Here is a 13,579-nt window from a genome sequence, read left to right as displayed (position 1 = left end):
GAGACAGGAGCACCATGGGCCGCGCATACCTCGTCGAGCAGGTCGAGCACGAGGGTGGCAAGCCCACCCGGACGGTCGACCTCCGCGACCTCCCCGACACCTCGCTCCCCGACGCCGCCGTCACCGTCGACGTCGAGTACTCGAGCATCAACTACAAGGACGCCCTGGTCCTCTCCGGGAAGCCGGGCGTCGTGCGGTCGTTCCCGATGGTCGCGGGCATCGACCTCGTCGGCGTTGTCGCCGAGTCGAGCGATCCTGCCTGGACGGCCGGCGACCGTGTGGCCCTGTTCGGCGACGGCCTGAGCGAGACCCGGTACGGCGGGCTCTCCGAGCGCGCGAAGGTGCGGCCTGACGCACTCGTCCGCATCCCCGACCATGTCTCGGGCGCACAGGCCGCCGCGATCGGCACGGCCGGGTACACCGCGGCCCTCGCCGTGCTCGCGCTCGAGCACGGCAGCGCGACCTCCGGGGCCGTCCGCGTCGGTGGCCTCTCCGTGCTCGTCACGGGAGCGGGTGGTGGGGTCGGAAGCATCGCGATCGCACTGCTGTCCGCCGCCGGATTCGAGGTCGCCGCCTCGACCGGTCGGGTCGACGAACTGGGTGACGCCCTGCGGCGGCTCGGCGCGATGTCGATCGTCGACCGTGCCGAGTTCGCCGAGGCCGGCCGCCCACTCGGCAGCCAGCGCTGGGCGGGAGTCGTCGACTCCGTCGGCGGTCAGACGCTCGCGACGGTCCTGTCTCAGGTCGAGTACGGCGGGACGGTCGCCGCCTGTGGGCTCGCCGGCGGGTCCGATCTCCCGACGTCGGTCATGCCGTTCATCCTCCGCGGGGTCACGCTCGCAGGCGTGAACTCCGTCGAGGCACCGCTCCCCCTGCGGCAGGCCGCCTGGGAGCGCGTGACCACTGCGCTCGACCTCGACGTGCTCGACACCCTGACCGAGACGGTCCACCTCGCCGAGGCGACGGGTGCGGCGGAGCGGGTCCTCGCGGGCTCGGTCCACGGCCGGATCGTCGTCGACGTCCGCGCCTGATCGGACCCAAGGAGCAGTCCCGGCCGTCCCCAACTCAGGAGAGTTGCGGCGCGGCGGGCACCCACCCGGGCGACACACCGGCCGACTCCTGAGACAGGGACATTACCGAACCGGCACTACCCAACTCAGGAGAACTGCGGCGCGGCGCGCGCCCACCCGGGCGACACACCGGCCGACTCCTGAGACAGGGACACCGCCCAGCGCCCCAGGAACGCGACAGCGGCCGGTGCCCGAAGGCGACCGGCCGCTGCCGACGGGACTGCTGGGACTCAGTAGCCGGCGGTCGACATGACCGAGCCGAGCGCGACGGCGTAGAAGATGCCGCCGATGATGCCGAGCACGACGAGGATGATGCCGATGATGACACCGATCTTCGCGAGCTGGTTCGGGTAGCCGGCGTCCTTCGACTGCTTCTGCGCGACGAGGCTGATGATCAGGCCGACGAGCGGCACGACGATCGCGAGGATGAGGCCGACGAGGCCGAGCGTCTTGCCCGGGTAGTCGGCGGGCAGGGCCGCGCCGGGCTGCTTCGGGGCGTTGTACTGGGGTGCGTTGGTCATGATGGTTCCTCTCGAGGATGGTAGATGCGCCACGGGCGCGAGCCAACAGTAGTGGGTTAGGTACCCGACAGGCGATGGGGACAACTCCCCAATCGCCCGGATGTCACGGTCTTACGGGCAGGTGATGGTGGTGCCGCCGCTCGTGTGTGTCCCTGAGCCGAGCTCGCCGCACACCTCGGAGATGGCCGAGGCACCGATCGCGATACCCGCGATGGTCGCGATGATCGCCAGCACGATGAAGACGATCGACAGGATGAGACCGACCTTCGCCAGCGTGTTCTTGACACCCGCGTTCTTCGACTGCACCAGGGCGACGATGCTCAGGATGAGACCGATCGGCGGGGCGAGGAAGGCGAGGATCAGGCCGACGATGCCGAGCGTCTTGCCGGCGGTCGCGTCGCCGGTGGGAGCTGCGCCGCCGGAGTACGCGGGAGCCGCGCCGTACTGGTCCTTCGGGGGCTGCGGCGTCTGAGGAGCCTGCGGCGGCTGGCCGGGGTATTCACCGGGAGGAGGAGTCGACATGGCTGTGGTCCTTTCGAACAGGCGGATCTACGGAGGTTCGAGCGGGCCCAGAATACCGGTCAGACGTCGTTTTGTGCCCTGTTCGAGGCAAATGATTGCGAACGGCCCCGATCAGCGCCATGATGCGCAAGCACCGCGTCCCCGCCACGGTCCGGATCCGGTCGAAACCGCCGTGCGTCCGGCAGCTCGTCCTAGTGCAGGTCGAGGGCCGCGATGAGCTCGGCGCTGCGACGGGTCGTGATGATGAGCCGCGAGTACTCCGCGTCTTCGAGATCGATGACGACCGACGGTTTGGTGCCCTTGATGACCAGGAAATCCATGCCACCGTGGAACTTCCACTGGCCGATGGCGAGCGTCAACGGGATCGCGGTGCCCGGCGCACGGATGCCCCGGACCCAGATCCACGGGTCGTCGGTGATAGTGGCGGAACGGATGCTCGACCGTGGCACGACGACGTTGCTCCGACGCAGCGAGAGCGCTTTGTCGTACGCGGACAGCTCGATCTCCAGTCGGTCGGGGTGCAGACGCAAGGAGGCCATGCCTCTAGTCTGCCAACCCCCACCGACGTTCGCGTTGCCGGAAGTTCACAAAGCGGTAACGCATGGTCTGTGCAGCGTCCGACGTCGGCGGCGGGGCGACCGTCCGACTCAGCGGATGGCCGCCGCAGCCGCACGGGCCGCCGCGGGCAGGGCGTCGACGATACGCCCGATCGCCTCGTCGTCGTGCGCCGCGGAGACGAACCATGCCTCGTACACGCTCGGCGGGAGCGACACCCCGGCGTCGAGCATGCGGTGGAAGAAGGCGGGGTAACGGAAGGCGTCCTGGCGCAGGACCGCGGCGTAATCGGTCGGTGCCGTCTCGCTGAAGGCGAAGGAGAACAGGTTCCCTGCGCGTTGCACGGTGTGCGCGACCCCGGCCTCCGTGAGCGCGTTCGAGGTCGCCTCGGACACGATCGCGGCCGCCGCGTCGACCCGACGGTAGACGTCCTGGTCGGCGAGGCGCAGCGTCTCGATGCCGGCGGCGAGGGCCACCGGGTTCCCCGAGAGCGTCCCGGCCTGGTAGACCGGGCCGGTCGGTGCGAGCAGGTCCATGAGCTCGGCGCGCCCACCCAGCGCGGCGAGGGGCATGCCACCGCCGATGACCTTGCCGAAGGTGAAGAGGTCGGGCTGGTACACGCCGACGGGGATGCTGATGGCGCCGGTCGAGTTCGCGACGGCGTGGTTGCCGGCCTCCCAGGCCTCGGCACCCGGGACGGGCTCCGTGCCGGGTGCGACGGCGGCGAGTCCGCGGTTGTCGAGCCCCCACCAACCGGCGGAGGAGACGCGGAACCCGGTGAGCACCTCGTCGAGGATGACCAGCGCGCCGTACTCGTGCGCGAGCTTGACGACGCTCGCGTTGAACCCGGGAGCGGGCGGCACGACGCCCATGTTGGCGGAGGCCGCCTCCATGATGATCGCGGCGATGTCCTGGCCACGCTCGGCGAAGACTTCGCGGAGCGCCGACCGGTCGTTGTACGGGACGACGATCGTCTGGGCGGCCGTCTCTGCGGTGACCCCGGCGGACCCCGGCAGGGCGAGGGTCGCGACGCCCGACCCCGCTTCGGCGAGCAGACCGTCGGAGTGGCCGTGGTAGTGCCCGGCGAACTTCACGACGAGGCTGCGACCGGTGGCACCGCGCGCGAGGCGGATGGCCGTCATGGTCGCCTCGGTGCCGGTGGAGACCATGCGCAGCTTCTCGATCGGCGCGACACCGGATGCCTGGACACGCTCCTTGACGAGCTCCGCGAGCTCGGTCTCGGCCGGGGTGGACGCGCCGAAGGAGAGGCCGCGGGCCGCAGCGGCCTGCACGGCCTCGACGACCTGCGGGTGCGCGTGTCCGAGGAGCGCGGGGCCCCACGCGCTCACGAGGTCGACGTACTGCACGCCCTCGGAGTCGGTGATGTAGGGGCCGGTCGCCGACACCATGAACCGCGGCGTGCCACCGACGGAGCGGAAGGCGCGGACGGGCGAGTTCACCCCGCCGGGGATCGACCGCTGGGCTCTGGCGAATGCTGCGTCGTTCATCGGGTTCCTCCTGCACGCAGACCGCGCGCCTCATCCAACCAACCGGCGAGTTCGACGGCCCAGTAGCTCAGGACGACCTCGGCTCCGGCGCGCTTGATGGACAGCACCGACTCCTCGATCGCGCGTCGGCGGTCGATCCAGCCCTGCCGGGCGGCGGCCTCGATCATCGCGTACTCGCCGGACACCTGGTACGCCCAGACCGGGATCGACACCGTGTCGGCCACGTCGGCCAGGACGTCGAGGAAGCTCCCTGCGGGCTTCACCATGACGATGTCGGCGCCCTCGGCCTCGTCGATGAGCGCCTCGCGCAGACCCTCACGACGGTTGGCGGGGTCGAGCTGGTAGGTGCGGCGGTCTCCCTGCAGCTGCGAGTCGACGGCCTCGCGGAAGGGGCCGTAGAGCGCGGACGCGAACTTCGCCGAGTAGGCGAGGATGATCGTGTCGTCGAACCCGGCGGCGTCGAGCGTCTCGCGCACGGCGGCGACCTGGCCGTCCATCATGCCCGAGAGACCGAGGAGGGCCGAGCCCGACTCCGCCTGGGCCAGCGCCATGTCGCGGTAGCGGTCGAGTGTGCGGTCGTTGTCGACGCGCCCGCGGTCGTCGAGGACACCGCAGTGTCCGTGATCGGTGAACTCGTCGAGGCAGAGATCGGTCTGCACGACCAGGGCGTCGCCCACCTCGGCGACGAGCGCGCGGGTCGCGACGTTGAGGATGCCGTCGGGGTCGGTCGCGCCGGAACCCACGGCGTCGCGCTCGGCCGGGACACCGAAGAGCATGACCCCACCGATGCCGGCCGCTGCGGCCTCAGCCGCAGCGCGCTTGGCGCTGTCGACGGTGTGCTGCCGGACACCCGGCATCGAGGAGATCTCGACCGGCTCGGAGACGCCCTCCCGCACGAACATGGGAAGCACCAGCTCCGCCGGGTCGAGTCGCGTCTCGCTGACGAGGCGACGGATGGCCGGCTGCTGCCGGAGACGACGGGGACGGGTCTCGGGAATGCTCACCCGTCCAGCCTACGCGCCGCTGCCGACGCACCCTCCCGGTTCGCGCAGGGCGTGAAGCCGGTCAGCGGATCCCGTCGCCAGCGTCCTCGTCGTGGTTCCGGCTGAGCGCCACGGACACGATCGCCTCGATCAGCGAGTCGACCGTCTGCTGCTCCGCCACGACGTCGACCCGGAGCCCGTAGCCTCGGGCGTCACGAGCCGTGCGGGGTCCGATCGCGGCGATGACGGTGCTCTCGGGGATCTCGGGGAACTGCGAACGGACCTGCTCCGCCACGCTGCCCGAGGTGACGAGGATGGCACGCACCCGGCCGCTGGCGACGTCGGCGACGATCTTCTCAGCCACCGGCACACCGACCGTGCGGTAGGCCACGACGGACTGGACGTCGTGTCCGGCGGCGATCAGGCCCTCCGTGAGGAGCGGCTTGGCGATGGCCGAGCGGAGCGTGAGGATGCGCTTCGGGTGCGGTTCGAGGGCAGTGAGCTCCTGCACCATGCCCTTCGCGGAGTTGTCCTTCGCCGGCACGAGGTCGACGCTGTAGCCGACGGCGGTGAGCGCGGCAGCGGTCGTCTCGCCGACGGCGGCGACCCTCGTCGTCTCGGGGATCCGGATCCGCTGCGAGGACAGCACGTCGACCGTGGTCGCGCTCGTCACGGTCAGCCAGTCGAACTCCCCCGCCTCGAGCGCCGCGAGCGCGGCCCCGAGGGTCTCCGGGTCGTCGGTGCTGGCGAAGTTGATCATCGGGGCGACGACGGGTGACCCGCCCTTGCCACGGACCGTCCCGGCGACCGAGTCGCCCCACGGACCGCCGCGCGGCACGAGGACGCGCCACCCGCCGAGCGGCTTGGTGGCGGTGGGAACGGTGTTCGACTTCGTCCAGTCCTTCACGCAGCGCCTCCCAGCGGGGCGAGGTCGGCTGCGCCGGCCTCGATGAGCTCGTCTGCGAGCGAGACACCGAGCGCGTCGGCCGCCTGGAGCAGCTCGCGTCCGTGTCCGTCGCCGGAGAAGCCCTCCGCGCGGCTCTCCCGGTGGATCATCTCGGTGCCGTCGAGCGAGTAGACGGCGGCCTGCAGCACGAGGTCCTCGTCGTCGAGCCAGGCTGCGGCGCCGACGGGGGCCGAGCAACCGGCCTCGAGTCGACGGAGCACCGCCCGTTCCGCCGTGGCCTGCCAGCGGCTCGGCGCGTGGTCGAGCAGAGCGATGGAACCGGCAATGGACGACTCGTCGTCGTCGAGGCACTCGATCGCGAGCGCCCCCTGCCCAGGCGCGGTCGGCCAGGTGTCGAGGTCGAAGAGCCCGGTCACGGCGTCGAGCCGTCCGAGGCGCGTGAGACCGGCGGCCGCGAGGACGACGGCGTCGAGGTCGTCGTCGATGCGGCGCAGGCGGGTGTCGATGTTGCCGCGGATGTCGACGACCTCGAGGTCGGGCCGGATGCGCTTCAGCTGCGCGATCCGTCGCGGTGAGCCGGTGCCGATCCGGGCACCCTGCGGCAGGTCGTCGAGCGAGCGGTCGTCCGAGGCGCACAGGGCGTCGCGCGGATCCTCGCGCATCGGCATGGCGGCGATCGTGAAGCCCTCGGCCGGAGCCGTCGGCAGGTCCTTCAAGGAGTGCACGACGAGATCGCACGCGCCGTCGAGCAGGGCGTCGCGGAGCGCGTTGACGAACACACCCGTCCCGCCGATGGTCGAGAGCGACTCGCGACTCGTGTCGCCCTGCGTCGTGACGGTGACGATCTCGACGTCCTCACCGGTGGCCGCCGTGAGGGCGTCGGCCACATGACCGGTCTGCGCCAGCGCCAGGGCGCTGCCGCGGGTTCCGATGCGAAGGGTCATGGGGCGATCCCCGAGAACGCCGGTTTGAAGCCCAGCCGGGCGTTCTCGCAGCACCCGGGGCGGCAGACGTCGTACCAGGGCCCGAGGTCGGTCATGTGCGGTCGGTCCTCGACGGGCGTGCCGTCGCGGCGCTCGAGGACGAGGTCGACGAGTCCCTTGACGTAGGCGGCGGCAGTGCCCGGCGTCGGGACGCGGACAGCGGCCAGGCCGTGCTCACCGGCCGTCTCGATGGCCTCGTTGTCGAGGTCCCACATGACCTCCATGTGGTCGCTCACGAAGCCGAGCGGCACGATGACGATCGCTTTGCGGCCGGCGGCGGGCAGCTCGGCGATCGCGTCGTTGATGTCGGGCTCGAGCCACGGCATGCTGGGCGGGCCCGAACGGGACTGGTAGACGAGCTGCCACGGCACCGAGACACCGCTACCGACCGCGCCACCGAGGACACCGGCCTCACGGAGCTGGTCGATGGCGTTCGCCATGACGACCTCGGCCACCGCGAGGTGCTGGGCCTCGTACGCGCCGTGGTCGCCGAAGCCGCGGAAGTCGGGGCCGGAGCGCGCGGCGTCGCCGGTGGGGATCGAGTGCGTCGCGAAGAGCACCTCGATCTCCGTCTCGGCGGAGAGCTCGGGCTGCTCGCGCAGGTACTCGGCGATCGCCTCACGGACGCCGTCGATGAACGGGGTCACGAAGCCGGGGTGGTCGAAGAACTGACGCACCTTGTCGATCTGGATCTCGCCCTGGAGGTTCGTCTCGTCGACGGCGATCGCGAAGTCCTCGCGGTACTGCCGGCAGCTCGAGTACGAGGAGTAGGCGCTCGTGGCGATCGCGATGAGCTTCGTGAAGCCGCGCTCGTGCGCCTCGGTCAGCGCGTCGCGCAGGTAGGGGTCCCAGTTGCGGTTGCCCCAGAGGACCGGGAGGTCGATGCCACGGGAGGCGAGCTCGAGCTCCAGGGCCGCCTTGAGCGCACGGTTCTGGTCGTTGATGGGGCTGACGCCGCCGAAGTGGCGGTAGTGGTGCGCCACCTCTTCGAGACGCTCCTCCGGGATCCCTCGCCCGCGCGTGACGTTGCGGAGGAACGGGATGACGTCGTCCTGGCCCTCTGGCCCGCCGAAGCCGGCGAGGAGGATGGCGTCGTAGTCCGTCGGCTCGGAGACGTGCTCAGGGCCGGCCGCTGCTGCGTCGGTCGCGCCGCGGACGATGCGCTCGGGGGCCTCGGCTCCGGTGCTCCCCAGGTTCATGGCTGCCATCAGCGCACCACCTCCAATGCCTCGGCGGGCGTGATACGGCGGCCCGTGAAGAACGGCACCTCTTCGCGCACGTGGCGGCGAGCTTCGGTGTTGCGCAGGTCGCGCATGAGGTCGACGAGTTCGACGACGTCATCGGCCTCGAGCGGCAGGAGCCACTCGTAGTCGCCGAGGGCGAAGGAGGCGACCGTGTTGGCGAGCACACCCGTGAACGCCGCGCCCTGACGGCCGTGCTCGGCGAGCATCTTGCGACGCTCCTCCTCCGGCAGGAGGTACCACTCGTAGCTGCGCACGAAGGGGTACAGGCAGAGCCACCCCTTCGGCTCGATGCCGCGGAGGAACCCGGGGACGTGCTGCCGGTTGAACTCGGCGTCGCGGTGGACGCCCATGGCGTTCCAGGTGGGCGACAGGGAACCGAGGATGGCGGTGCGGCGCAGCTCGCGGAGACCGGCCTGCAGGCCCTCGGCGGTGTCGCCGTGGAGCCACAGCATGAGGTCGGCGTCGGCGCGGAGGCCGGACACGTCGTAGATGCCGCGCAGGGTCACGCCCTGGGCTTCGACGAGCGCGATGGATGCTTCGAGTTCGGAGACATGCTCTTCGCCGAGCGGCAGCGCACTTGCCGGCTCGCGGCGCAGGACAGCCCAGAGGGTGAATCCTGAGGGGCCAGTCGGGGTGGCTGAGTCGGTCGGGTGGTGCGATGCCTCGGCAGAGGCCGGGTGAGTCATAGTCCTATCCTCACCCAGTTCGGTCGATTGGGCAAAAGGGGCAGGTCACGATTGACACCGAGCCCAGCCTCACCGCCGATACAGTCGGGTGATGACCAGCGAGCAACCTCCCGTCGAGTACCACGTCGCCAGAGCGGCCGAGATGGATCCGGTGACGCTCTACCGCGTGCTGAAGATCCGTGTCGACGTCTTCGTCGTCGAGCAGACGGCGCTCTTCGCCGATCTCGACGGACGCGACATCGAGGACGGGACCCTCATCGCCTGGGCGCAGGAGGGCGACGAGGTGCTCGCGACGATCCGGATCCTGACCGAGGCCGAGCACTCGGAGATCGGACGCGTGGCCACCGCGTTCACCGCCCGCGGGCGAGGTCTCGCCGCGGAACTGATCCGCCGCGCCGTCGCCGACCACGGGCATCGAGAACTCCGCATGGGCGCCCAGAAACGCCTCGCCGACTGGTACGGCCGGTTCGGATTCGAGATCAGCGGCCCCGACTACGTGGAGGACGACATCGTGCACGTCCCGATGACGCGCGTCGCCACCGCGAGTGGTTCCTGAGCCGTGCACCGGTCCCTGAGCCTGTCGAAGGGCGCACTTCGACAAGCTCAGTGACCGGGAGTGGTCTCAGCGAGCGGGAATGGTCTCAGCGAGCGGGAGCGGTCTCCGTGACCGGCGGCGGGACGCGTCAGCGAGCGATGGCGCGGACGATGCCCCACACGGCCAGCCCGGCCGCACCGGCGAGGCCCGCGACACCGGCGTAGAAGACCGCCGGGCGTTCGACCTTGACGGTCGCGATCTGCACGATGGCACGACGCTTGGCGCGGTGCACCTGCTTGGGGACGTTGAGCTTGTCCTCGATCGCGTTCAGCGTGGCGACGAGCTCGGCGCGAGCCTGCTCGGGCGAGGGCGTCGCCCCCGGGAACTGGTCAACGGTCATACTCGCCGAGTCCCTTCACTGCCTTGATGTCTTCCTTCACGTTGTCCATCGGGCTCGGGTCCTCGTTGATCTTCTTGAAGTACCGCAGCGCGATGAGCACGAGGACCGCCGCGACGAGGACGAAGAGCACGAAGACGCAGAGCGCCGCCAGCCACGAGGGCATGACGAGCGCGAGCGCGAGGATCAGCACGGCGACGAGTACGCCGACCGCGAAGAAGAGGAACACCGCGGCACCGGCGACGAACGCCGCTCCGATGCCCGCGTACTTGCCCTTGTGGGCGAGCTGCGTCTTGAGGTTGGCGATCTCGGCCTTGACCAGGTTCGAGACGACCCCCGGCAGCTGGCCGACGAGGGTCAGGAGGGATTCGTCGCGCTTGTCGTAGCGCGGCTCCGACCGGTTGCGGTCACTCATGAACGGCATCGTCGGTGCTACTCGCCGCTCTTGGGCTTCGGAGCCGTCGTCTTGGGCGCGGCAGGCTTGCGCACTGCGGGCTTCGAGGTCGACGACGTCGAAGTGCCGGAGGCCGTGCGTGCGTCCTTGACCGTCTCGGACACGTCCTGGACGGTGTCTTCGGTCTTCGAGATGGCCTTATCGAGCTTCTGGCCGGGCGTCGAGCCCTGCTGGCTGACGACCTTCGCGACGGCGCTGACGCCGCTCCACAGAGCCGCGGGGACCTCGCTGATGCGTGCCTTGGCGAAGTCCTCGACCTTGCCGCGCTGCGCGCGCACCGGCTTCGCGTTCCACAGCTTGACCCACTGCGTCTTGATCTGCTCGTAGCGTTCGCGTCCGGCGCGGGTACCGAGCACATAGCCCGTGAGCCCACCGACGACGAACATGACCTTGCCCTTCATGGCGCCTCCGTCTGTTCGAGTGGTGCTGTGATGCTGCATCCAACGGGACCAGCGTAGTCGGGTGTCACTCCGACGCCACCATCAGGTCGGGGGTTGACAGGAAAAGATGCCGGGTCGGGCATATGGGCGCGTCTACCGCTGTAGCGCCTGATGGCGGAGTCGTGCCGCCGCCTCGTGGGCGTCGGGGACCACCGAGGCGAGCCCCGTGCCCGACAACCAGGCACCCGTGACCGCGAGGTCGGGCACCTCGGCCACCGCTTCCCGGATGGCCGTCGAGCGTTCACGCTGGCCGCGGGCGGCGGTCGGCTGCGTGCCCGTCCAGGAGATGCGGTGGAAGCCGCGGACGCTGCCCGGGTCGAGCTGGACGCCGAGCATCGCGGACGCGTCGTGCAACGCCGTCGAGAGCAGCTCATCGTCGGTCAACGCGCTCGTCGCGTCGACTTCGCCCTGACGACCGAACGACAGGCGGACGACGTGTCGGTGCTCGCCCTGCTCCTTCGCGCGGTCGGCGAGCCAGGCCCACTTCGCCGTCGCGTGGGTGAGGGCCTTGGCGTGGAGCGTCGAGCCGGGTGCGACGAGCAGCCCGGAGCCACGCGGTGCGGCGTCGAGTGCCGGTTCGTCGAGCACGATCGTCACGAGCTCGATCGGCGCGGGCAGGACCGGGTCGCCCGCGTCGTCGCCGGCGGCGGGGAGGTCGCGGAGCGCCGGCCCGACGTCGGCCAGCAGATTGCGGGCCGGCTGCTCGGGCGTCGCGATGAGGACGAGATCGGCCTCGAGCACCCGGCCGTCGGTCAGGGCGACGTACCAGGGGGCCTTCGACGCGCCTGCAGCCGCGGGCCGCTCGCTCATCCGCGGGAGGCCGGCGTCGCCGAGGCCGACACCCGGTCCGTCCACGTCGATGTCGAAGGGGTTCCGGGAGATCGCCGTGACGGCGACGCCGGTGATGAGCGTCGACCCCCACCGCTCGAGCTCCGCGGTCAAGCCTTCGACGAGGACGGTCATGCCGCCGTCGAGGCCACCGACCGCGGCTCCCGCCGGCGCGTTCTCCCGGAGGGCCGCGACGGCGAGGGACAGCGCCCCGGTGCGCGTCAGCGCGGCGTTCAGCCCGGGAGCAGCGCGATCGACGTCGAGGTCGTCCGGAGCGGCCGAGTAGACGCCCGAGGTGACCGGAGCGACGAGGAGGTCGTGGACGGCCGCGCCCATGCGCTTCCGGACGAGCGCACCGAGGTTGTGCTCGGTGCCGATCGTGAGCGGCGGACGGATGCGGTCGAGGTAGGCGCGCAGGGCACCCTTCCAGCCGATGACCCGACGGACGTCGTCGGCGAGGGGGTTCGTCGGGATGCCCAGCAGTCCTGCCTTGGGGAGCGGGACACTCCGCTGCGGCTGTCCGGGCTTGGCGATGTGCAACCAGGCCCCGGCCCGGTTGGGACGCACGACGCGGTCGGTCAGGCCCAGCTGCTCGATGAGCTCGGCGACCGAGCCACCGCGCGTCGCGAAGCTCTCGGCGCCGACGTCGACGCGGAGACCCGCGACCTCCGCGGCCGCGAGCGCGCCACCGAACGACTCCTGCGCGTCGACGACCGTCACCGAGATGCCGACCTTGGCGCAGTCGACCGCGCCGACGAGTCCGGCCACACCACCGCCGATGACGACGAGACGCTTCGGCTCGAGACTCATGCGGGCTGCCAATCGTGGGCGAGGGCGACGATGCGGGTCAGGACGTCCGGGTCGGTCTCGGGCGGGACCCCGTGGCCGAGGTTGAGGACGTGCGCCGGCGCCGCCGTCCCCCGCTGGAGGATGTCGAGGACGTGCGCCTCGAGGACCGACCATGGGGCGGCGAGCAGTGCCGGGTCGATGTTGCCCTGCACGGGGACGCCGCCACCGAGTCGTCGGATGCCCTCGTCGAGCGCCAGCCGGTAGTCGATCCCGACCACGTCGGCGCCGACCCTGTGCATCGCACCGAGCAGCTCGCCCGTCCCGACGCCGAAGTGCACCTTCGGGACCGGGAGGTCGGCGACGTGCGCGAGCGCGGCCCGGGAGGCCGGGGCGACGTGACGCTCGTAGTCCTCGAGGGAGAGCGCCCCCGCCCACGAGTCGAAGAGCTGCGCGGCCGACGCACCGGCCAGCACCTGGGCGCGGAGGAAGCGACCGGTGACGTCCGCGCACCAGGCCATGAGCTTCGCCCACGACTCCGGGTCGGCGTGCATGAGGGTGCGGGCGGCGAGGTGGTCCTTCGATGGTCCGCCCTCGACGAGATAGGCGGCGAGCGTGAACGGCGCGCCCGCGAAGCCGATGAGCGGCGTGCTGCCGTCGCCGATTCCCGCGAGCCCGGCGACGGTGAGCGCGACGCCCTCGCGGATGGGCGCCAGCGTGTCGTCGAGGACGGCCGGGTCGAGCGCGACGAGCGCGTCGACCTCGGCGGCCGTCCGAACCGCGGAACCCATGACGGGACCACGGCCCGGCACGATCTCGACGACGACCCCGGCCTGCTTCAGCGGCACCACGATGTCGCTGAAGAAGATGGCCGCGTCCGTCCGGTGTCGTCGGATGGGCTGGAGGGTGATCTCGCTCGCCATCGCCGGGTCGAGGCAGGCGTCGAGCATGGCCGTCCCGATCCGCAACTCGCGGTACTCGGGCAGCGACCGGCCGGCCTGACGCATGAACCAGACGGGCGTCCGCTCGGGACGGGTGCCGCGGTACGCGGTGATGAGCGGCGACGACTGGGTCACGCCGGTGACGAGGGGGTGTTCGGGTGGGAGACTCACCCCTCCATCCTCCCATTCCCGCGCTGAGCGCGGCGTGGGCGAAGCCCT

16 protein-coding genes are annotated in these 13,579 nt (G+C 71.0%); 2 read left to right on the top strand and 14 right to left on the bottom strand.

Features of this window, described 5'->3' with window-relative positions:
* The first annotated feature begins 14 nt into the window (after positions 1–14).
* Positions 15–1,031, top strand: coding sequence for an MDR family oxidoreductase (locus tag CCK91_RS17930; protein ID WP_086475194.1), 1,017 nt, complete (start codon positions 15–17; stop codon positions 1,029–1,031).
* Between the two features lie 269 nt (positions 1,032–1,300).
* On the opposite strand, the gene CCK91_RS17925 is transcribed toward CCK91_RS17930, so the two are convergent.
* The 9 genes from CCK91_RS17925 to hemQ form a co-directional block, all read right to left on the bottom strand.
* Entirely contained in the window at positions 1,301–1,591 is a 291-nt protein-coding gene (locus CCK91_RS17925; RefSeq protein WP_086475193.1) for a hypothetical protein, read from the bottom strand.
* Between the two features lie 111 nt (positions 1,592–1,702).
* Entirely contained in the window at positions 1,703–2,113 is a 411-nt protein-coding gene (locus CCK91_RS17920) for a DUF4190 domain-containing protein (RefSeq protein WP_086475192.1), read from the bottom strand.
* A 191-nt stretch (positions 2,114–2,304) separates the two neighbouring features.
* Positions 2,305–2,652 (bottom strand): hypothetical protein, encoded by a 348-nt coding sequence (locus CCK91_RS17915; protein WP_064294907.1) that lies wholly within the window; start codon positions 2,650–2,652, stop codon positions 2,305–2,307.
* Positions 2,653–2,760: 108 nt separating this feature from the next.
* A complete protein-coding gene (gene hemL, locus CCK91_RS17910; RefSeq protein WP_086475191.1) occupies positions 2,761–4,176 on the bottom strand; it encodes a glutamate-1-semialdehyde 2,1-aminomutase in 1,416 nt (471 codons plus the stop codon).
* Entirely contained in the window at positions 4,173–5,180 is a 1,008-nt protein-coding gene (gene hemB, locus CCK91_RS17905; RefSeq protein WP_086475190.1) for a porphobilinogen synthase, read from the bottom strand. Before hemB ends, hemL begins: the two co-directional genes overlap by 4 nt.
* A gap of 61 nt (positions 5,181–5,241) precedes the next feature.
* A complete protein-coding gene (locus CCK91_RS17900) occupies positions 5,242–6,066 on the bottom strand; it encodes a uroporphyrinogen-III synthase (protein ID WP_086475189.1) in 825 nt (274 codons plus the stop codon).
* The gene (gene hemC / locus CCK91_RS17895; RefSeq protein ID WP_064294911.1) at positions 6,063–7,010 is read right to left on the bottom strand and encodes a hydroxymethylbilane synthase; all 948 of its coding nucleotides are present in this window, start codon (positions 7,008–7,010) and stop codon (positions 6,063–6,065) included. Before hemC ends, CCK91_RS17900 begins: the two co-directional genes overlap by 4 nt.
* Positions 7,007–8,257, bottom strand: a complete 1,251-nt coding sequence (locus CCK91_RS17890; RefSeq protein WP_086475188.1) for a ferrochelatase — start codon at positions 8,255–8,257, stop codon at positions 7,007–7,009. The genes hemC and CCK91_RS17890 overlap by 4 nt, the downstream gene beginning before the upstream one ends.
* Complete coding sequence (gene hemQ / locus CCK91_RS17885) at positions 8,257–8,979, bottom strand: hydrogen peroxide-dependent heme synthase (RefSeq protein WP_086475187.1); 723 nt, start codon at positions 8,977–8,979, stop codon at positions 8,257–8,259. Before hemQ ends, CCK91_RS17890 begins: the two co-directional genes overlap by 1 nt.
* Positions 8,980–9,070: 91 nt before the next feature.
* Between hemQ and CCK91_RS17880 the strand changes: the two genes are divergently transcribed.
* Positions 9,071–9,535 carry a GNAT family N-acetyltransferase gene (locus CCK91_RS17880; RefSeq protein ID WP_086475186.1) on the top strand — a complete coding sequence of 155 codons (465 nt, stop codon included), beginning with the start codon at positions 9,071–9,073 and terminating at the stop codon, positions 9,533–9,535.
* A 127-nt stretch (positions 9,536–9,662) separates the two neighbouring features.
* On the opposite strand, the gene CCK91_RS17875 is transcribed toward CCK91_RS17880, so the two are convergent.
* The 5 genes from CCK91_RS17875 to hemE form a co-directional block, all read right to left on the bottom strand.
* Positions 9,663–9,914 carry a DUF3618 domain-containing protein gene (locus CCK91_RS17875; RefSeq protein ID WP_079003603.1) on the bottom strand — a complete coding sequence of 84 codons (252 nt, stop codon included), beginning with the start codon at positions 9,912–9,914 and terminating at the stop codon, positions 9,663–9,665.
* Entirely contained in the window at positions 9,904–10,326 is a 423-nt protein-coding gene (locus CCK91_RS17870) for a phage holin family protein (RefSeq protein ID WP_064294953.1), read from the bottom strand. The genes CCK91_RS17875 and CCK91_RS17870 overlap by 11 nt, the downstream gene beginning before the upstream one ends.
* A gap of 17 nt (positions 10,327–10,343) precedes the next feature.
* The gene (locus tag CCK91_RS17865; protein WP_242664608.1) at positions 10,344–10,805 is read right to left on the bottom strand and encodes a hypothetical protein; all 462 of its coding nucleotides are present in this window, start codon (positions 10,803–10,805) and stop codon (positions 10,344–10,346) included.
* A 93-nt stretch (positions 10,806–10,898) separates the two neighbouring features.
* Positions 10,899–12,443, bottom strand: a complete 1,545-nt coding sequence (locus tag CCK91_RS17860) for a protoporphyrinogen/coproporphyrinogen oxidase (RefSeq protein WP_086475184.1) — start codon at positions 12,441–12,443, stop codon at positions 10,899–10,901.
* Positions 12,440–13,531, bottom strand: coding sequence for a uroporphyrinogen decarboxylase (gene hemE, locus CCK91_RS17855; RefSeq protein WP_086475183.1), 1,092 nt, complete (start codon positions 13,529–13,531; stop codon positions 12,440–12,442). The genes CCK91_RS17860 and hemE overlap by 4 nt, the downstream gene beginning before the upstream one ends.
* Between the last annotated feature and the right edge of the window lie 48 nt (positions 13,532–13,579).

This window comes from Plantibacter elymi (nom. nud.) (genome assembly GCF_900177795.1).
GTDB lineage: Bacteria > Actinomycetota > Actinomycetes > Actinomycetales > Microbacteriaceae > Plantibacter > Plantibacter elymi.
Note: the sequence above shows the minus strand (reverse complement) of the source record. Positions and strands in the feature narration are given on the sequence as shown.

Coding starts and splice junctions, on each gene's coding strand:
- CCK91_RS17930 (WP_086475194.1), top strand. CDS start 15: ATGGGCCGCGCATACCTCGTCGAGCAGGTCGAGCACGAGGGTGGCAAG.
- CCK91_RS17925 (WP_086475193.1), bottom strand. CDS start 1,591: ATGACCAACGCACCCCAGTACAACGCCCCGAAGCAGCCCGGCGCGGCC.
- CCK91_RS17920 (WP_086475192.1), bottom strand. CDS start 2,113: ATGTCGACTCCTCCTCCCGGTGAATACCCCGGCCAGCCGCCGCAGGCT.
- CCK91_RS17915 (WP_064294907.1), bottom strand. CDS start 2,652: ATGGCCTCCTTGCGTCTGCACCCCGACCGACTGGAGATCGAGCTGTCC.
- hemL (WP_086475191.1), bottom strand. CDS start 4,176: ATGAACGACGCAGCATTCGCCAGAGCCCAGCGGTCGATCCCCGGCGGG.
- hemC (WP_064294911.1), bottom strand. CDS start 7,010: ATGACCCTTCGCATCGGAACCCGCGGCAGCGCCCTGGCGCTGGCGCAG.
- CCK91_RS17890 (WP_086475188.1), bottom strand. CDS start 8,257: ATGGCAGCCATGAACCTGGGGAGCACCGGAGCCGAGGCCCCCGAGCGC.
- hemQ (WP_086475187.1), bottom strand. CDS start 8,979: ATGACTCACCCGGCCTCTGCCGAGGCATCGCACCACCCGACCGACTCA.
- CCK91_RS17880 (WP_086475186.1), top strand. CDS start 9,071: ATGACCAGCGAGCAACCTCCCGTCGAGTACCACGTCGCCAGAGCGGCC.
- CCK91_RS17875 (WP_079003603.1), bottom strand. CDS start 9,914: ATGACCGTTGACCAGTTCCCGGGGGCGACGCCCTCGCCCGAGCAGGCT.
- CCK91_RS17870 (WP_064294953.1), bottom strand. CDS start 10,326: ATGAGTGACCGCAACCGGTCGGAGCCGCGCTACGACAAGCGCGACGAA.
- CCK91_RS17865 (WP_242664608.1), bottom strand. CDS start 10,805: ATGCAGCATCACAGCACCACTCGAACAGACGGAGGCGCCATGAAGGGC.
- CCK91_RS17860 (WP_086475184.1), bottom strand. CDS start 12,443: ATGAGTCTCGAGCCGAAGCGTCTCGTCGTCATCGGCGGTGGTGTGGCC.